Here is a 17,362-nt window from a genome sequence, read left to right as displayed (position 1 = left end):
TTATGGATTTACTGATTATTTTAACCTATGTGGCTTTCGCATGGGCAATGTTTAAGATCTTTAAAATTCCTGTAAATAAATGGACCATTCCCACAGCGGCCCTGGGAGGCATATTTATTGTCAGCGGTCTAATTCTGTTAATGAACTATAACCATCCGTATACCTTTAAAGCGCAAAAAGCGGTTATTTCTATTCCTGTTGTCCCACAGGTGACAGGCGTGGTGATCGAAGTGACGGACAAGAAAAATACGCTGATTAAAAAAGGTGAGGTGCTATTTCGACTGGACCCGACGCGTTATCAGGCGCGGGTGGATCGGCTGATGGCGGATATCGTTACCGCAGAACATAAACAGCGGGCGTTGGGCGCAGAGTTAGATGAGATGGCGGCGAATACTCAGCAGGCAAAGGCCACGCGGGATAAATTCGCTAAAGAGTATCAGCGTTACGCACGCGGCAGTCAGGCGAAAGTAAACCCGTTTTCAGAACGCGATATCGATGTGGCGCGGCAAAATTATCTGGCGCAGGAAGCCTCCGTGAAGTCATCGGCGGCGGAACAAAAACAGATCCTGAGCCAGCTGGATAGCCTGGTGTTGGGTGAACATTCTCAAATCGCCAGCCTGAAAGCGCAGCTCGCGGAAGCAAAATATAACCTTGAGCAGACGATAGTGCGTGCGCCGAGCGATGGTTATGTGACCCAGGTACTGATTCGTCCGGGTACCTATGCCGCGTCGCTGCCGCTACGTCCGGTGATGGTGTTTATACCCGATCAGAAACGACAAATCGTGGCGCAGTTCCGTCAGAACTCCTTGCTGCGACTGGCTCCTGGCGACGATGCGGAAGTGGTGTTTAATGCTCTGCCAGGTAAGGTATTCAGCGGTAAGCTGGCAGCCATTAGTCCAGCCGTTCCCGGCGGAGCTTATCAGTCGACCGGCACCTTACAGACGTTAAACACAGCGCCGGGTTCAGATGGCGTTATCGCGACCATTGAACTGGATGAGCATACTGATTTGAGCGCATTACCAGACGGTATTTACGCCCAGGTGGCGGTCTACTCTGATCATTTCAGCCATGTCTCGGTGATGCGCAAAGTACTGTTACGCATGACCAGCTGGGTGCATTACCTTTATCTCGATCATTAATCTTCGCTTTCCGCCGCTTGTTCAGGCCGCAGTTGCTGCGACTGAGCAAGCTGGTGGCGAATTTCACGCAGCATTTCATCCAGCACATACTGGACCCGCCAGGGCTGGTATTCCCGTTTACGGAAGATAGCCACCAGATCCAGCCACCATTCATACGGGTGCTGAAAGCAGGGCACCAGCGTGCCGTCTTGCAGGTCGCTCTGCACACTTTTGTCTGGCGCAAACACAATCCCCAGGTGATTTCGTGCCAGCTCCAGCGCAGATTGCGTGTTGTCGCAAACGTAATTTCCCTTCACGCGATAATCCCGCACCTCTTTACTCCCGGCGACGTTGAAGCGCCAGATATTCGCGTCGTCGATCATCATCGAGTCGATCAAAATACAGGAGTGATGTTCGAGTTCGTCAGGACGGCTAATGGGATGTTTCTCAAGATAGCGCTGGCTGGCATAAGCGGTTACGGCATATTGGGTAATAAAACTGGCAACCAGCGATTCATCTTTTGGTTGGGCGTAGCTGATTAAAACATCACAATCATCGGGAAATTCGACGCCTTCATAAAAGGCATTACGCTCAAGATTGCAGGTTTTTAGCGATAAGGTGATATCACCGATATCTTTAATTTTATCGATTACATGTTTGGATAAATAGGTAATTATGCCGGTTGGTGCATAGATAGTGACCCGACCACGTTTCTCATGCTTATAATCTGCAATAAAATTATTAAGCTGCTCGTTTCTGTCCAGCATGTCGTTGATGTACGGTAACAGCACGGTGCCAAAAGGTGTGAGCATCAGCTGTCGGGTGGTTCGGTCAAAGACTTTTAAACCCACTTTTGATTCAAAATCAGCAAGATATTTGCTGACGTTGGCCTGTGCGATGCCAAGTACAGTCGCGGCATGGCTGATATTTTCACTGGCAGCGATTACCGAGATAATTTTTAACTCCCGGTACTTAAGTTGTAATTTTGTCATCGCAACAGCCCAATTATATATAATTTTATATATTACTATATAAATATGAATCTTGCACCGGAGAAATTGTAAGCATTACTATGCCGACTCTTTTTTATCTTATTTTAAAATGGAATACCGGACATGTTAATTAACCGCAATATTGTGGCGTTATTTGCGTTGCCTTTTATGGCAAGCGCAACTGCTTCTGAATTATCCATTGGTGCTGGTGCGGCTTATAATGAATCGCCTTATCGCGGTTATAATGAAAATACAAAGGCAATTCCGCTGATTAGTTATGAAGGTGATTCTTTTTATGTTCGTCAGACCACGTTAGGTTTTATTCTGTCGCAAAGTGAAAAAAATGAACTTAGCCTGACCGCATCCTGGATGCCGCTGGAATTTGACCCTGCCGATAATGACGATTATGCCATGCAACAGCTTGATAAGCGTGATAGTACGGCTATGGCGGGGGTTGCCTGGTATCACCACGAGCGTTGGGGAACCGTGAAAGCCTCTGCGGCTGCGGACGTTCTGGATAACAGCAACGGCTGGGTGGGTGAGCTATCGGTATTCCACAAAATGCAGATAGGTCGCCTGTCGCTGACACCTGCGCTGGGCGTTCTCTATTATGACGAGAATTTCAGTGACTATTACTATGGCATTTCAGAGAGTGAGTCCCGTCGTAGCGGTCTGGCAAGTTATTCCGCGCAGGATGCCTGGGTGCCCTATGTCAGCCTGACGGCAAAATACCCGATAGGAGAGCACGTCGTATTGATGGCGAGCGCCGGATACAGCGAGCTGCCGGAAGAGATTACCGACAGCCCGATGGTTGATCGTAATGAGAGTTTTACCTTTGTCACCGGCGTGAGCTGGCGTTTTTAATTCACCGGTGGATGTCGGTGCGGCTGGCCTACGTTCTCGCACCGACTCGTGGGCCTGATAAGACGCGTTAAGCGCCGCATCAGGCAATGTGCACCCTACGGTGGATGCGGCGCGAGCGCCTTATCCAACCTACGGATGGCAATGCTTTTCCTCATTCACCCAGATCCGCATTTCGCCTTCACCCCGGTTAGCCCAGCTAAATGTCAGAGTTTGCGGCTGGCGTTTGGCTGGGGCATAGTCGTAATGCCACAGCGGTTGCTGCTCTGGATTGCTCTGTTCATACCGGTAACCCGGTGCCTGGATTAAGATCTTATGGCGGAACAATCCCTTGCCTTCAAATGTCGTAAATGGCGCATCGGCGGGCAGCCACAGGTTATGCAGTGACTCGCCGTTGTCGGCCTGTTCCAGGCAATACACCAGCGGGCCGCGCTGAATCGCCACTTTTCCGGCGACGTGACGCACCAGCGGGTTACCGTAAACGCGACGTACCGGCATTGGCAACGTCAGATTCAGCGTGTCGCCCTCCTGCCATTCGCGGGTAATGTGCAAATACCCTTTACGAATATCCTGCTCGACCTCTTCCCCATTCAATGTAATCTGCGGCTGTGTGCACCAGTCCGGCAGACGTAAAGCCAGCGTATGACGCACCGGCTGGGGCGATTCAACCGCAATTGTCACCTGTTCCTGCCACGGATAGTTTCCGCTAACCCGCAGGCGCAACGTGCCATTTTCTACCGGCACTTCCATGCTGTTTCCTGCGTATATGTTGATATACAACGCATCTTCACGCGGCGTGTAGAGATAATGACCAATCGAGGTTAGCACGCGGGCGATATTTGGCGGACAACAAGCGCAACCAAACCAACGCTGGCGGATCGGCTTAACGTGATCGTAGATATGGTTGAATTTCAGCGATTTTGGATGTACTTCCAGCGGATTCACATAGAAGAAATGTTTGCCATCCAGCGCCATGCCGCCGAGCACGGTGTTGTACAGTGCGCGCTCCATCACATCGGCATATTGACTGTCGCCTTCCATTTCCAGCATTCGCCGGGCGAACATCATCAGGCCGATGGAAGCACAGCTTTCGGCGTATACCGTGTCATTCGGCAGATCGTAATCGCTGCTGAACGCTTCACCGCTGCTCTGTGAGCCAATGCCGCCGGTAATATATAACTGACGCTGGGCCATATTGTTCCACAGCCGCAAGCAATCCTGACGCTTGCTTTCATCGTGACTTAAACGCGCGAGATGCGCGACGCCGGTCATCAGGTAGACAAAACGTACCGCGTGACCAATGGCGGTTTGCTGCTGTGCGATGGGCAAATGTGCCTGGCTGTAGGCTTTGTCTTTCACCATCCACGCCGGGCCGTAGGTGTGCCAGTGCGAGGTCTGCCCGCGCTTTTCATATTCCTGGTCGTAATAGTGCGGTTGCGCACCACGCTGTTCGACAAAATAGTTCGTCAGCGCCAGGTAGCGCGGCTCTTCGGTCACTTCATACAGGCGCATTAGTGCCAGTTCAATTTCCGGGTGACCAGGATAACCGTGTAACTTACTTTCATCTGGACCAAATACGCTGTCGATATGATCGGTCAGACGGCAAACCACTTCCAGCAAGCGCCGCTTGCCCGTAGCCTGGAAGAAGGCGACTCCGGCTTCAATCAGATGACCCGCGCAGTAAAGTTCATGACACTCCGCCAGATTGCTCCAGCGTTCTTCGGGCGCTTTTACCGTAAAGTAAGTATTGAGATAGCCATCTTCACACTGGGCGGAGGCGATCAGTTCAATCACCTCGTCGGCGGTTTTTTCCAGTTCGGCGTCCGGCTTCTGGCACAGCGACCAGGCTACCGCTTCCAGCCATTTGGCGACGTCGCTGTCCTGAAACACCATCCCGTAAAATTCACCGTCTTGCAGTCCTGCGGCAATGCGAAAGTTTTCAATCGCATGGCTGGGTTCCGCTTCTGGGATACGATCGTTCAAGGCGTCCCACTGATAAGGAATCACCACATCGCGGACCAGTTGTTGGTACTGACCGAGGAACGGATCGCTGACCGTCAGTTTATGCAGATCGACTTCCGAAATGTTCATCTTGTGCTCCTTAAGGCTGTACATGACGCTGACGCAGGTCGCTAGCAATGCGTGACATCATAGGGTTATTGAGTTTGCAAAAGCGGATCGCCATCGCCAGCAGCAGGTGGAACAGCGCAGGCAGCAATGTTTCCATTGCTGTGATCCCGCCAAGCGAACTGGCGGTCTGGTTTTCCACGCCTGGCTGGTAGGCGACAAAAATAAACAGCAGGCTGATGATCCCGGCGCTGGAGGCCCAGGCCAGCTTGATGAAAAACAGATTGAAGGCGAAGTTCATGCCGGAAGAACGTACGCGGGTTTTCCACTCGCCGTAGTCATCGGCAAAGGCCATCAATGAGAAGTGCAATGGCAATGTGAAGCCAAGAATCACGCCATTACCGAGGATCACCGCCAGCCACAGCGTTTGATAAGCCGGGCTGGAGGGCAGGAACCACATCAACACCGCCAGCGCAGCGAGGAGCAGGTTGGTGTAGTAATAAATTTTGACGGTATCGAAACGCCGCGTTAACGGGCTGACAATCACCGAGCCGATAATGGAGGCGAAGGTGACCATAGTGAAGAACAGCGACGTGTAGCCCGTACTGCCTTGTAAGACGTAGGTAATGAAGTACATATACCCACCGCCGCGAATATTAAAGACGTTAATCAGCAGGAAAGACATGACCAGCATCAGCAGCAGTTGGTCGTTGTTCCGCAGCCCGGCAAGATGTTCGCGCAGGGTAAATTTCCCCATTGTGGAGAGTGGCACCCGTTCACGAACCCAGAAGAAACAGCACAGGAACATCACCACAGCGATGGCGCACAGCACGCCGACGCCCAGTTGATAGCCGCGCGCGGCATTACCCTGACCGAAGAGATCTACCATCCACGGTAAGCCTACCGAAACCAGAAATCCCGCCACGCCGCAGAGAACGAATCGCCAGGACTGGCAGGAGATCACTTCATTGTGGCGGGTGGTCATGGTGTTGATCAGCGCGCAGTACGGCACGTTGATGGCGGTATAACCGACTGAAAGGAGCAGGTAAGTGCCGAACGCCCAGGCGATTTTTACTCCCATGCTGGCATCTGGCACGGTGAACGTCAGGATGCCGATAATGCCGATGGGAATGGCAATCCACAACTGCCACGGACGAAAGCGCCCCCAGCGACTTTGCGTCCGGTCGGCAATGACGCCCATCACCGGGTCGGAGATGGCATCAAACACGCGCAGTGCAATAAACAGCGTGCCGACCAGCGCCGGAGTTAAGCCAAAAACGTCGGTGTAGAAAAAGGTGAGAAAGTTCATGATCAGGCAAGTTATTACGGTGCCGCCTGCGTCACCCAGGCCGTAGCCTATTTTTTCCCGTACAGATAACGCATCGTCAATTTTACCTTTAGCGATATCAGCGGTAGTAATCGGTGTAGAGGTCATAGATATTCCTCGTGAATAGGGAGCAATTTTTAGTTTTATTGCAATGACATGATTAATTCTGCCGTGAACGGGAATATCAACAAGGCGAGAAAAGAGTAAAAAAAGGTGACGATTCCGACCTGAATTTAAAAGTGTGAATTGGATCAGGTGAAATTAATGTTTTTGATTAATAATCAAAAGGTAATGTGTTTAATCATTAATGAATAAGCGGAAAATTACATATCAATGCTCGAATTATCCATGACGTTACCGATTAAAGTGCAAAATGGTGGATTATTTATTTCCCGTGGCGTAGGGAGGCATCCGGCAAGGCGGCTGGAGTCATGGGAAATTATCTTTGTCGAAAAAGGTCGATTAGCGATTCAGGAAGAAGAGCGGATATTTCTGGTCGATGCGGGAGAGAGTTTATTACTCTGGCCGAACCGACAGCATGTTGGGGTAGAGGATTTTCCCGCCGATCTCAAATTTTACTGGCTGCATTTTGAGGTTAAAGCGCCGGATAGCGACCCGCGCTGGCTCACTCATCTTAGCGTGCCGCAACAAACTAAGGTTGCCGATCCGCAGGTGCTGGTGGCCTTGTTTCGCCAGTTCTTAAGCGAACAGGAAAAGCATCAACGCACTCCGGCGCTGGAGTTTATTGTGCTGCTGATTTTGCAGCAGCTCACCCGTGACGCGCGTCTTGATGAACAGGCCGATGGTGCAGGCACCACCCTTGCCTGGAAAGCGCAGAAACTGATTCGCACGCAATATCACCGCCCGCTTTCCACGGCGCTTTTAGCCCGCGAGCTGTACTGCAATGCCGATTATCTTGGGCGCGTCTATCGGCGGGTGTTTCATCTGACGTTAACAGAAGCAATCCACCGCCAGCGAGTGCGCGAAGCCGAAAAGCTGTTAATTAGCGAAGCGCGATCGCTCACGGAAGTGGCGGCGTTGTGCGGGTTTAATGACGTCGGCTATTTCCGGCAGATTTTTCGCAAGCACACCGGTTTAACGCCAGCAGCGTGGAAGCGGCGTTACAGCAAGGAACATATCAATTCGTAGTGCCGGGGCGATGAAGCCCCGGTCTGAGAGATTACTGCCCGTAATAGGCATTGGCCCCATGTTTACGCAGGTAGTGCTTATCCAGCAGTTCGTTTTGCATCGCAGGGAGCAGCGGTGCAAGCTGGCGCGAGAACAGGCCCATATAGGCGCACTCTTCCAGCACCACGGCGTTATGCACCGCATCGGCGGCGTTTTTTCCCCAGGCGAACGGGCCGTGAGAATGCACCAGTACAGCCGGGATTTGTGCCGGGTTCAACCCACGTTCTTCGAAGGTTTTAATGATCACTTCGCCGGTCTGGTATTCATACTCGCCGTTGATCTCCTCTGCGGTCATCTGTCGCGTGCAGGGGATGGCACCATAGAAGTAATCAGCGTGCGTGGTGCCCCAGGCGGGGAGATCCAGCCCGGCCTGCGACCAGATGGTGGCGTGGCGCGAGTGGGTATGCACAATACCGCCAATTTCGGCATAGCGACGGTAAAGCGCCAGATGCGTTGGCGTGTCGGACGAGGGCTTTTTGCTGCCTTCCACCACTTTACCGCTGGCTATCTCAACCACCACCATATCGTCGGCGGTCATCACGTCGTACTCGACGCCGGAAGGTTTGATTACCATCCATTGCCGCGTTTCGTCTACCGCGCTGACATTGCCCCAGGTGAACGTCACCAGATGGTGAGCGGGAAGCGCCAGATTCGCCGCCAGCACGTCGGCTTTTAGTTGCTCTAACATATAAATCCGGCCTCCTGCATACGCGCTTCAATCCAGCGCCGCGCCTGAATAATCTCCAGCACCGGCTCTTTGGCTTTTTCGGTCCACATCTCAATCAGAAATGATCCGCGATAGTTCAGTTCATGCAGCGTTTTGAAGATGCCAACGAAATCGACGCAGCCTTCGCCAAACGGCACATCACGGAACTGTCCGGGGCTTTGCTCGGTCACTGGCTGGGTGTCTTTCAGGTGGATCGCGGCGATACGGTCAATGCCCAGTTTCAGTTCGGCGGGAACATCATTGCCCCAGGCGCTGAGGTTGCCGACGTCCGGGTAGACGGTGAACCACGGCGAGGCGAGCATCTCGTCCCATTTTTTCCATTTGCTGATGGAGTTCATAAACGCGGTATCCATAATCTCCACCGCCAGCATTACTTGTGATGCCGCCGCCTGTTCGACTGCCCACGCCAGCCCTTCAGCAAAACGTTGTTGGGTGCCTTCGTCGTGGTCTTCGTAATAGACGTCATAACCTGCCAGCTGGATGGTGCGAATGCCGAGATCGCGCGCCAGGCGAATCGCTTTACTCATGATTTCCCGCGCCCGTTCGCGCACTGCCTCGTCCCGGCTGCCAAAGGGAAAACGACGATGGGCAGACAGGCACATTGACGGAATGGCAACACCCGTTTCGATCATCGCAGTGACCAGCGAAGCACGTTGTGCGGCGCTCCAGTCAAGACGTGAGAGCCGTTCGTCGGTTTCATCCACCGACATTTCGACAAAATCAAAGCCACAGCTTTTTGCCAGCACCAGCCGCTCCGGCCAGGAGAGATCTTTCGCCAGCGCTTTTTCATAAATCCCTAACGGATGATTACGCACGCGCACCTCCCCAGATGGCATCAATTTGTGCATGGAAATCGCCAGCCACCTGCGCCGGATTTGCTGCGCCTGCCAGCGCCCGCCCGGCAATAAAGGCTTTCACGCGGATATCTTTAAACAGCGGCAGGTCAGCAGGGGTAATCCCGCCGGTAATGGAAAGCTCAAGGCCGATATCGGAAAGCGCCTTCATGCGTGCCAGATCGGCCTCGCCCCACTGTTGCCCGCTGGCCTGCGCGTCGCGACCGCGATGATAAATGGCCTGCCGCACGCCAAGACGATGCCAGTCGCGGGCGTCGTCCAGCGTCCAGTTACCGAACAGCTCTATCTGAATTTCACCACCGCAGCGTTGCGCCATGGCGTGGCCTTTTTCCACCGTCGCGAGCGGCGCAGCGCAGATGATGGTCATCCAGTTGGCACCCGCGCCAAACGCCTGTTGTGCGAGCGTTTCACCCGCGTCGGCGACCTTCCAGTCAGCAACGATGATTTTATCCGGGCACTGTTCGCGCAAGGCTTTCACCGCGCCAAGCCCTTCGTTTAAACAGAGAATGGTGCCCGCTTCGACGATATCGACGCTGCCTTTTAACAGCATCACGTCGCGCTGTGCGTCTTCAAGTGATGAGTGGTCGAGGGCCAGTTGCAGAAGTGGTCGGCTCATAATGTGTGCTCCTTGATGCGGGCGTGAAAGCCCTCAAGTGCGGCAATGAGATGCTGATAGCGTTGGTATTTTTGTTGGTAAAGCTGATGTGCGGTCATATCCGGCAGCAGGGTGCGTACCGGGTGCTGTAAATCACGTTGGGCTTCGCTGAAATCGCGATAAACTCCGGTGCCGACGCGGGCGGCAAGTGCCGCACCAAAGCAGCCGGTTTCTTCCACCTGCGGCAGCTCGATACGCAGACCGCTGACGTCCGCCAGCATTTGCATCCAGACATCGGAATGCGCCGGGCCGCCAGTGACGCGCAGGGTGTGCACATCAGTAAAACGTTCGCGCATCCGGTTGAGATGGGTCATATGGCTGAACACCACGCCTTCATAAATGGCCTGCAACAGGTGTGCGCGGGTATGAATGGCCTGCATCCCGTAGAAACCGCTGGTCATCTCCAATCCGGCGTTGCTGCCGTACAGGAACGGCAGGAAAAAGAGATCGCCCCCGGCCTTCGGCAAGCTGGCAACGGCCTGGTTAATCTCATCAAACGAGATTTCTCCCCACTGTGCGGTAAACCATTCGAGGTTGCCGGAAGAGGTGGGGCTGGCTTCGTGAACGATAAATTGACCATCGTTAACGTAGCGACCATAGACATACGGATGCGCTTCACCGTCACGTAAACCACGGGTTATGCCGCTGGTCACCGCCCAGGTGCCCATCACCGCATTGAGGGTAAATTCGTCTTCGATCCCGGCACAGAGTGCGGTGGAAACCACATCAAACAGGCCGCCGACAACGGGCGTACCCGCTTTCAGACCGGTCAGTGCGGCTGTCTGAGCGGTGATTTCCCCGCAAATTTCGGCAGATCCGACAACAGGCGGCAGGGCGTGGTTGATTTCAGCGATCCCCAGCCAGTCGGTGAGGCACGGGTCATATTCCTCAAGACTCATGTTGTAGAGGTTGGACTCGGAAATATTGCTCTCTTCGCAACCTTTGACGCCGGTTAAACACCAGCGCAGATAGTCGTGCGTCATCATTACGCAGCCAATTTGCGCGTAGCGTTCCGGTTCGTGCTCTTTCAGCCAGCGTAACAGCGACACCGGATGCCCGGTCCACAAGGTTTGTCGGGTCAGCGGGTAGAGTTTTTCCGGGATGCCATCTTCCTGCCAGCGACGAACGATTTCCATCGCCCGGCGGTCCGAGGACAAAATAGCATTCCCGAGCGGCTTGTCGTTTTTATCCAGCAAAAACAAGCCCTTTCCCTGTGCGGAGATACCGATACCCACTATTTGCTCCCCGCTGACACCAGAATGAGTAAGCAGGGTGCGAATGACAGCCATGCAGCATTGCCACAGTTCTGCCATATCGCGCTCTGCCCAGCCTGGCTGCGGGCTTAATGCGCACAGCGGCAGGCGCTGCACGCCTGCCTCCCGGCCTTCGCGGTCATACAGCCCGGCTTTCAGCCAGCTACCGCCACAATCTAACCCCAGCCAGTATTGCGTCATGGTTTATTGCACCTCATCCACGGCTTTCAGCAGATCAGCTCCCTGCGGCACATCTTTAACAAACATGTCGCGAACCTGATTCCCCAGTGCGTCGCTAAAGGCTTTGCGGTCGAGATCGGTGATGACTTCCACGCCCGCTTCTTTCATGCCGTCGATGATTTTTTGCTGATCTTCGGCAACCAGTTTGCGCTGGTAGTTACCCGCTTCCTGCGCAGATGAAATTAGCGCTTGCTGGAACTCCGGGGTTAAGCCGTCAAACTTCGCTTTGTTGATCACCACCAGAAGTGGCGAATAGGCGTGGTGCGTCAGAGAAAGGTACTTCTGTACTTCATAAAATTTTGCTGACCAGACGACGTTGATCGGGTGTTCCTGAGCGTCGATAGTGCGCGTTTCCAGCCCGGTATAGACTTCGGCAAACGGCATCGGGATCGGGTTAGCGCCAAAGACTTTGAATGCTGCGATATTCATCGGACTATTGTTGGTGCGGATTTTCAGCCCTTTCAGGTCGGCGGGGGTTTTAACCGGTGCGCGCGAGTTGGTGACATCGCGCCAGCCGTTTTCCCAGTAGGCCAGTACTTTCAGTCCTTTACCTTCAAGTGAGGCTTTCAGATCATCACCGACTTTGCCGTCGAGCGTTTTATGCGCGTGAGCGGTATCGCGGAACAGGAAAGGGACATCAAGCAAGTTCATCACTGGTGATAACCCGGCAAAGTTATTCGAGCCGGACATTTCCATATCGATGGTGCCGCCACGTACGCCGCTGATCATCGCCTGCGCGTTACCGAGAGTGCTGTCCGGGAACAGTTTTAATTTCAGCTCGCCTTTGGTTCTCTCCTGCAATAAATCATTGAATTTTTTCGCCGCAATATGTTGCGAGTCGGTTTGTGAGGTTTCATAACCGAAACGTAAAGATTGCGCCGCCATTGAAGATGTACTAAATGCAGCCAGGCCAGCAATGAATAATGCGTAGGTTACAGAGCGTAATTTCATAATATTTTCCTTTTAATTAATCCATTTCAAAGGGAGGATGATGAGATCGGGAATAAAAACAAATACGACTAATAATGAATATAAAACCAGGACGTAAGGGAAAACGCCTCTGACTGCATCATCGAATTTGAGTTTTGCCACCCCTGAAATAACGTTAAGCACATTACCGATAGGCGGTGTAATTAAGCCGATTGAGCAGTTAATGATAAACATGACACCGAAATAAATCGGATCGATTCCTGCCTCTTTAACTAAAGGCATTAATACCGGAGTAAGAATTAACACCGTCGGCGTTAAATCCATGACCATGCCGACAATCAGGATAGCCAGCATAATAACGATAAACAGCAGACGCGGTGAATCGACCAACGGTTGCAGTAAATCAGAAACCATCATCGGCAATTCAGCAATGGTAATCAGCCAGGCAGAAACTTGTGCCGAGGCCACCAGAAACATTACCACTGAGGTGGTTTTCGCCGCGCCAATGAGTACATGCCAAAGTGTGGCGAAGGTCATTTCACGGTAAATAACTGTGGCGACAAACAGCGCATAGAAAGCAGCAACGGCCCCGGCTTCGGTAGGGGTAAACAGACCGGAGCGAAACCCGCCAATAATGATGACTGGAAGAAACAGCGCCCAGATACCGGAGACAAAAGAGTGCCAGATTTCCTGCATCGTTGCTTTTTGCTGGCGGGGTAAATTAAGGCGACTGGCCTGCCACCACCAGGTAAGCATCAGCGTTGCGCCCATCATCATGCCAGGGGCAATGCCCGCCATAAACAGCTTACTGATGGATAATCCGCTGGAAACGCCGAAAATAATAAACGGAATGGAAGGGGGAATAATTGGCGCGATAATGCCGCCAGAGGCAATCAGCCCCGCCGCCCGGTTGACCGGGTAGTTGGCGCTGCGCATCATCGGCACCAGTAGAGCGGCAACGGCGGCGGTATCCGCAACGGCAGAACCAGAAAGGCTTGCCATAATCATAGCCGCCAGCACGCCGACGTAGCCCAGCCCGCCTGGTTTATGCCCCACCAGTTTCATCGGCAGGTCAACAATGCGTTTTGACAAGCCGCCCGCATTCATGATTTCACCCGCCAGCACAAAGAACGGAATCGCCAGCAGGGAGAAGCTGTCGGCTCCGTTCACCAGCGTTTGTGCCATGATCTGGACATCAAACATGCCCAGCCAGAACATTAACGCCGCCCCGCACAACAACAGTGCCCAGGCAATAGGCAAACCGATAGCAATACCACCCAACAGACAGCCCAGAAAAATCAGCACAGCCATGATTAAGCTCCTTGCGGTGGCGACGTTAGAGAATTGCTACGCGTGATGAGTTGATATAAATGACGCAGTTCAAAGAATGCGATAACGAGGCTGGTGGGCAGACAAGCGGCATACATCAGGCCGATGGGCAAACCGAGGATCGGTGAATAATCGCTCCAGTCCTGAATTGTTTTTAGCGTTGCGCCCCAGGCCAGTGCGCCACAAATAAATAAGATTAAGGAATGGGTAACCAGAGCGACTCGTCGCTGCCATGCGGGGGAGAGTTTCTCCACCAGAAAGGTGACCTGAACGTGGGCGTTATCCATAAAAGCCACAATCGCGCCAATAAATGTTAACCAGACAAATAAATAACGTGACAATTCATCTACAGATAAAATGCTTGTCTGAAAACCATATCTTAAAATAATGTTTATAAACACAATACAGGAAAGTACGGCGAGATTAATCGCCAGTATTGCTTCAAGTATTTTTTTCATAGCTATTCCTTGAGGCTATGTCTGTCATAATTAAAGTTGCATGTGCAGCAACCTAAATTATTAATATAGTTAGAGCAATAACATTACCCAGGCGTTCTGGCGTAGACGATTATTCGATTAATTCAGCGCTGTTAATGCGACTTTAACCACAATTTTTCGTATCTCAGAGGCTGTTTGCAGAATACAACCTGGTCGATGAACATCCTGCGGGAAGAAAATAGCGTAGCTGCCCGGTATCATTTCTATAAATGATTCATGTTCACTATCGTGATAAAAAATAATATCGCGCTGCTCTAATAGTGATTCGCTGACTTTATTATTTCCCGTATCAATAGCAATGCCGATTTTCTCTTCACCCCACGCCAGAAACTGAATATCGATATACCGACGATGCACTTCCGGACGGTTTTCCACCGCTTCGCGTGTGGTTAAATCGATAATTTGCGCATAAATATTCTTGCCGTCGATTTCGACAACGCCCGGTTCCAGGGCGTTGAAGTCGATGGTGCGCAGAAAATCGAGCGCCTTTTCAATGGCGGCGGGCAAACGGCACGGATTGGGCTGCGCGATATGTCCAAAAATCATGGCTTATCTCCTTATAACGCCTGGATTTTTGCCCACACGCTGTCATCAACGGTGATGCCGTTACGGCGGTTTTCGGCCAGCAGGGTAGTAAATTCGTGGCCGGGTAAGCGGATGGCCTGGTTTTCGTCAGCGCGTTCAGCGGTAGTAACGTAATCCATGATGCGTTGCAGCTTGGCATCGCGGGTGGGGCCGTCGATCAATTTATCCACTTCGATGGCGATAAAGATTTGCGAAACGCCGTATTCGTCGCTGTTGTCCTGGGTGACTTCGGCAACCGATGCGCCGTCGGAAAGGAGAGTGGCGATCATATCCAGCACAATCGACATGCCAGAACCTTTCCAGTAGCCCATCGGCAAAATGCGGCGATTCTTCTCGATAACGCCAGGTTCTTTGGTCAAATTGCCCTCATCATCAAAGCCACCATCGACCGGGAGCTGACGGCCTGCCAGACGGTTAACTTCTAACATGCCGTAAGAGAACATCGACATCGACATATCGACCATGGTGATTGGGGTAGAAGGAATGGCGACGATCAGCGGGTTGGTGCCGATGCGACACTCTTTTGCGCCCCACGGCGGCATTACGGCGATGGAGTTGGTCCAGCAAATGCCAATATAGCCTTTTTCCGCCGCCTGCCAGCCGTAGCTGCCGCCGCGCATCCAGTGGTTGGCATTACGTAGTGCCACCAGACCAATACCGTGATCGGCAGCCAGTTCAATGGCGCGATCCATCATCTTTTTCGCTGTCAGGTTACCGATCGAACGCTGGGCGTCCCACTGTTCAATTGCGCCGAGGCTGGTTATACGTTTGGGTTGGGCATCAGGAATGATATCGCCGTTTTCCAGTTGTTGAATGAAACGAGGGAAACGATTAACGCCGTGAGAATAAACGCCGGATTCGGTGGTGCGGGCGAACATCTCTGCACAGGCGTCAGCCGTTTCGCTGTCAACGCCGCGTGAAATTAAGACCCGATTAAAGGCTGCTTTTAACTGCTCAAATGTCACTTTCATCCCAGGCTTCCTTGTTTTTTTGAACGCTTTTTTGGCTTAAAATTTCAATATACGAAACTTGATTTCAAATATATCGATCACTTTTTAACAAAGCAATCTGATTGATGAATTTCAAAAAACTTAAAAATCAAGTGGTTATAAATTATCTGTCGAGATCGTGAACTACGGCACACTTTGCGCTACCATCAGGACGCGACAAAATGGGGAAAGAAGTGATGGGAAAAAAAGAGAACGAGATGGCGCAGGAAAAAGAGCGTCCAGCCGGAAGCCAGAGTCTGTTTCGTGGGTTGATGCTGATTGAGATTTTGAGCAACTATCCAAACGGTTGTCCGTTGGCGCATCTTTCGGAACTGGCTGGTTTAAATAAGAGTACCGTCCATCGCTTATTGCAGGGATTACAGTCCTGCGGCTATGTGACCACCGCGCCCGCCGCAGGGAGTTACCGCCTGACCACCAAATTTATTGCCGTCGGGCAGAAGGCGCTGTCTTCGCTGAATATCATTCATATCGCCGCTCCGCATCTTGAGGCATTGAACATCGCCACTGGTGAAACCATTAACTTCTCCAGCCGCGAAGACGATCACGCTATTTTGATTTATAAGCTGGAACCCACAACCGGGATGCTGCGAACCCGTGCCTATATAGGCCAGCATATGCCGCTCTACTGTTCCGCAATGGGCAAGATCTACATGGCGTTTGGTCACCCGGACTACGTGAAGTCATACTGGGAAAGCCATCAGCATGAGATCCAGCCGTTAACCCGCAATACCATTACCGAGCTGCCCGCGATGTTCGACGAACTGGCGCACATTCGTGAAAGCGGAGCGGCGATGGACAGAGAAGAAAACGAACTCGGCGTCTCCTGTATTGCTGTTCCGGTGTTTGATATTCATGGGCGGGTGCCGTACGCCGTGTCGATTTCGCTTTCGACATCACGTCTGAAACAGGTGGGGGAGAAAAATCTCCTGAAACCACTGCGTGAAACCGCGCAGGCTATTTCTAATGAACTGGGATTTACTGTCAGGGACGACCAGGGCGCGATCACATAACGCTTTGGACAAGTGCCAAAACTTTAACATTTCCTTCGTTGGATCAAAGCAGTAGAGACGCGCTCTCTGGCACTCTGCTGTTTTAGTGCAAAGGAGTGATCATGAACCGGTTTATTATTGCGGATGCGACGAAATGTATCGGTTGCCGTACCTGTGAAGTGGCTTGCGCAGTGTCGCATCAGGAGAATCAGGATTGCGCTGCGTTGTCACCAGACGAGTTTATTTCCCGTATTCGTGTCATTAAAGACCACAGCTGGACCACGGCAGTAGCCTGTCATCAGTGTGAAGATGCACCGTGCGCGAATGTCTGCCCTGTTGACGCGATAAGCCGTGAACATGGGCATATTTTCGTTGAACAATCACGTTGCATTGGCTGTAAAAGCTGTATGCTGGCTTGCCCGTTTGGTGCGATGGAGGTCGTTTCTTCGCGCAAAAAGGCGAGGGCGATTAAGTGCGATCTGTGCTGGCATCGGGCGACGGGACCGGCCTGTGTTGAAGCCTGCCCGACAAAGGCGTTGCAGTGCATGGATGTCGAGAAAGTGCAGCGGCATCGGCTACGACAGCAGTCTGTTTGAAACGTTTTTCCGGCGTTTTTTAACGCAGGAATAGTGCGCTTTGTTTATGCCGGATGCGGCTTAAACGCCTTATCCGGCCTACAAATTCTTCCAAATTCAATATATTGCAGAAATGATGTAGGCCTGATAAGCGTAGCGCATCAG

The 17,362-nt window shown here is 52.2% G+C and carries 17 protein-coding genes; 5 read left to right on the top strand and 12 right to left on the bottom strand.

What is annotated here, in order from left to right:
* Positions 1-2 precede the first annotated feature (2 nt).
* The gene (locus ACJHWR_RS21455) at positions 3-1,139 is read left to right on the top strand and encodes an HlyD family secretion protein (RefSeq protein ID WP_000364881.1); all 1,137 of its coding nucleotides are present in this window, start codon (positions 3-5) and stop codon (positions 1,137-1,139) included.
* Here ACJHWR_RS21455 and ACJHWR_RS21450 read toward each other — a convergent pair.
* Positions 1,136-2,110, bottom strand: coding sequence for a LysR family transcriptional regulator (locus ACJHWR_RS21450; protein ID WP_000164038.1), 975 nt, complete (start codon positions 2,108-2,110; stop codon positions 1,136-1,138). The genes ACJHWR_RS21455 and ACJHWR_RS21450 overlap by 4 nt on opposite strands.
* 123 nt (positions 2,111-2,233) lie before the next feature.
* Between ACJHWR_RS21450 and ACJHWR_RS21445 the strand changes: the two genes are divergently transcribed.
* On the top strand, positions 2,234-2,974 hold the full coding sequence (locus ACJHWR_RS21445) for a MipA/OmpV family protein (protein WP_000906807.1): 741 nt from the start codon (positions 2,234-2,236) through the stop codon (positions 2,972-2,974).
* Between the two features lie 129 nt (positions 2,975-3,103).
* Here ACJHWR_RS21445 and ACJHWR_RS21440 read toward each other — a convergent pair whose 3' ends face one another.
* A complete protein-coding gene (locus ACJHWR_RS21440; protein ID WP_053287838.1) occupies positions 3,104-5,062 on the bottom strand; it encodes a glycoside hydrolase family 127 protein in 1,959 nt (652 codons plus the stop codon).
* A gap of 10 nt (positions 5,063-5,072) precedes the next feature.
* Complete coding sequence (locus ACJHWR_RS21435) at positions 5,073-6,473, bottom strand: MFS transporter (RefSeq protein ID WP_000204817.1); 1,401 nt, start codon at positions 6,471-6,473, stop codon at positions 5,073-5,075.
* 225 nt (positions 6,474-6,698) lie between these two features.
* Here ACJHWR_RS21435 and ACJHWR_RS21430 point away from each other — a divergent pair, with 225 nt between their 5' ends.
* Complete coding sequence (locus ACJHWR_RS21430; protein ID WP_000891824.1) at positions 6,699-7,514, top strand: AraC family transcriptional regulator; 816 nt, start codon at positions 6,699-6,701, stop codon at positions 7,512-7,514.
* A 31-nt stretch (positions 7,515-7,545) separates the two neighbouring features.
* On the opposite strand, the gene araD is transcribed toward ACJHWR_RS21430, so the two are convergent.
* From araD to yiaK, 9 genes are all read right to left on the bottom strand, one after another.
* A complete protein-coding gene (gene araD, locus ACJHWR_RS21425) occupies positions 7,546-8,241 on the bottom strand; it encodes an L-ribulose-5-phosphate 4-epimerase (protein WP_000893145.1) in 696 nt (231 codons plus the stop codon).
* Positions 8,235-9,095: an L-ribulose-5-phosphate 3-epimerase gene (locus tag ACJHWR_RS21420; protein WP_001361569.1), complete on the bottom strand. Its 861-nt coding sequence runs from the start codon at positions 9,093-9,095 to the stop codon at positions 8,235-8,237. The genes araD and ACJHWR_RS21420 overlap by 7 nt, the downstream gene beginning before the upstream one ends.
* Positions 9,088-9,750, bottom strand: coding sequence for a 3-keto-L-gulonate-6-phosphate decarboxylase UlaD (gene ulaD / locus ACJHWR_RS21415; RefSeq protein ID WP_000089514.1), 663 nt, complete (start codon positions 9,748-9,750; stop codon positions 9,088-9,090). Before ulaD ends, ACJHWR_RS21420 begins: the two co-directional genes overlap by 8 nt.
* Positions 9,747-11,243 carry an L-xylulokinase gene (gene lyxK, locus ACJHWR_RS21410; RefSeq protein WP_000196098.1) on the bottom strand — a complete coding sequence of 499 codons (1,497 nt, stop codon included), beginning with the start codon at positions 11,241-11,243 and terminating at the stop codon, positions 9,747-9,749. Before lyxK ends, ulaD begins: the two co-directional genes overlap by 4 nt.
* A 3-nt stretch (positions 11,244-11,246) precedes the next feature.
* The gene (gene yiaO / locus ACJHWR_RS21405; RefSeq protein ID WP_000776911.1) at positions 11,247-12,233 is read right to left on the bottom strand and encodes a 2,3-diketo-L-gulonate TRAP transporter substrate-binding protein YiaO; all 987 of its coding nucleotides are present in this window, start codon (positions 12,231-12,233) and stop codon (positions 11,247-11,249) included.
* 12 nt (positions 12,234-12,245) lie between these two features.
* Positions 12,246-13,523 carry a 2,3-diketo-L-gulonate TRAP transporter large permease YiaN gene (gene yiaN, locus ACJHWR_RS21400; RefSeq protein WP_000279614.1) on the bottom strand — a complete coding sequence of 426 codons (1,278 nt, stop codon included), beginning with the start codon at positions 13,521-13,523 and terminating at the stop codon, positions 12,246-12,248.
* Positions 13,524-13,525: 2 nt separating this feature from the next.
* Positions 13,526-13,999 (bottom strand): 2,3-diketo-L-gulonate TRAP transporter small permease YiaM, encoded by a 474-nt coding sequence (yiaM, locus tag ACJHWR_RS21395; protein WP_000721664.1) that lies wholly within the window; start codon positions 13,997-13,999, stop codon positions 13,526-13,528.
* Positions 14,000-14,116: 117 nt separating this feature from the next.
* Positions 14,117-14,584, bottom strand: coding sequence for a YhcH/YjgK/YiaL family protein (locus tag ACJHWR_RS21390; RefSeq protein WP_000576088.1), 468 nt, complete (start codon positions 14,582-14,584; stop codon positions 14,117-14,119).
* An 11-nt stretch (positions 14,585-14,595) separates the two neighbouring features.
* Positions 14,596-15,594 carry a 3-dehydro-L-gulonate 2-dehydrogenase gene (gene yiaK / locus ACJHWR_RS21385; RefSeq protein WP_000869042.1) on the bottom strand — a complete coding sequence of 333 codons (999 nt, stop codon included), beginning with the start codon at positions 15,592-15,594 and terminating at the stop codon, positions 14,596-14,598.
* A 200-nt stretch (positions 15,595-15,794) separates the two neighbouring features.
* On the opposite strand from yiaK, the gene yiaJ reads away from it, so the two are divergent.
* Positions 15,795-16,643: an IclR family transcriptional regulator YiaJ gene (gene yiaJ / locus ACJHWR_RS21380; RefSeq protein WP_000514241.1), complete on the top strand. Its 849-nt coding sequence runs from the start codon at positions 15,795-15,797 to the stop codon at positions 16,641-16,643.
* 101 nt (positions 16,644-16,744) lie between these two features.
* On the top strand, positions 16,745-17,218 hold the full coding sequence (locus ACJHWR_RS21375; protein WP_012311961.1) for a 4Fe-4S binding protein: 474 nt from the start codon (positions 16,745-16,747) through the stop codon (positions 17,216-17,218).
* Positions 17,219-17,362: the final 144 nt, after the last annotated feature.

Source organism: Escherichia sp. WS568 (assembly GCF_046486085.1).
Classification (GTDB): Bacteria; Pseudomonadota; Gammaproteobacteria; order Enterobacterales; family Enterobacteriaceae; genus Escherichia; species Escherichia coli.
Note: the sequence above shows the minus strand (reverse complement) of the source record. Positions and strands in the feature narration are given on the sequence as shown.

Coding starts and splice junctions, on each gene's coding strand:
- lyxK (WP_000196098.1), bottom strand. CDS start 11,243: ATGACGCAATACTGGCTGGGGTTAGATTGTGGCGGTAGCTGGCTGAAA.
- yiaM (WP_000721664.1), bottom strand. CDS start 13,999: ATGAAAAAAATACTTGAAGCAATACTGGCGATTAATCTCGCCGTACTT.
- ACJHWR_RS21390 (WP_000576088.1), bottom strand. CDS start 14,584: ATGATTTTTGGACATATCGCGCAGCCCAATCCGTGCCGTTTGCCCGCC.
- ACJHWR_RS21445 (WP_000906807.1), top strand. CDS start 2,234: ATGTTAATTAACCGCAATATTGTGGCGTTATTTGCGTTGCCTTTTATG.
- yiaJ (WP_000514241.1), top strand. CDS start 15,795: ATGGGGAAAGAAGTGATGGGAAAAAAAGAGAACGAGATGGCGCAGGAA.
- ACJHWR_RS21375 (WP_012311961.1), top strand. CDS start 16,745: ATGAACCGGTTTATTATTGCGGATGCGACGAAATGTATCGGTTGCCGT.
- araD (WP_000893145.1), bottom strand. CDS start 8,241: ATGTTAGAGCAACTAAAAGCCGACGTGCTGGCGGCGAATCTGGCGCTT.
- ACJHWR_RS21450 (WP_000164038.1), bottom strand. CDS start 2,110: ATGACAAAATTACAACTTAAGTACCGGGAGTTAAAAATTATCTCGGTA.
- yiaO (WP_000776911.1), bottom strand. CDS start 12,233: ATGAAATTACGCTCTGTAACCTACGCATTATTCATTGCTGGCCTGGCT.
- ACJHWR_RS21455 (WP_000364881.1), top strand. CDS start 3: ATGGATTTACTGATTATTTTAACCTATGTGGCTTTCGCATGGGCAATG.
- yiaN (WP_000279614.1), bottom strand. CDS start 13,523: ATGGCTGTGCTGATTTTTCTGGGCTGTCTGTTGGGTGGTATTGCTATC.
- ACJHWR_RS21430 (WP_000891824.1), top strand. CDS start 6,699: ATGCTCGAATTATCCATGACGTTACCGATTAAAGTGCAAAATGGTGGA.
- ulaD (WP_000089514.1), bottom strand. CDS start 9,750: ATGAGCCGACCACTTCTGCAACTGGCCCTCGACCACTCATCACTTGAA.
- ACJHWR_RS21435 (WP_000204817.1), bottom strand. CDS start 6,473: ATGACCTCTACACCGATTACTACCGCTGATATCGCTAAAGGTAAAATT.
- ACJHWR_RS21440 (WP_053287838.1), bottom strand. CDS start 5,062: ATGAACATTTCGGAAGTCGATCTGCATAAACTGACGGTCAGCGATCCG.
- yiaK (WP_000869042.1), bottom strand. CDS start 15,594: ATGAAAGTGACATTTGAGCAGTTAAAAGCAGCCTTTAATCGGGTCTTA.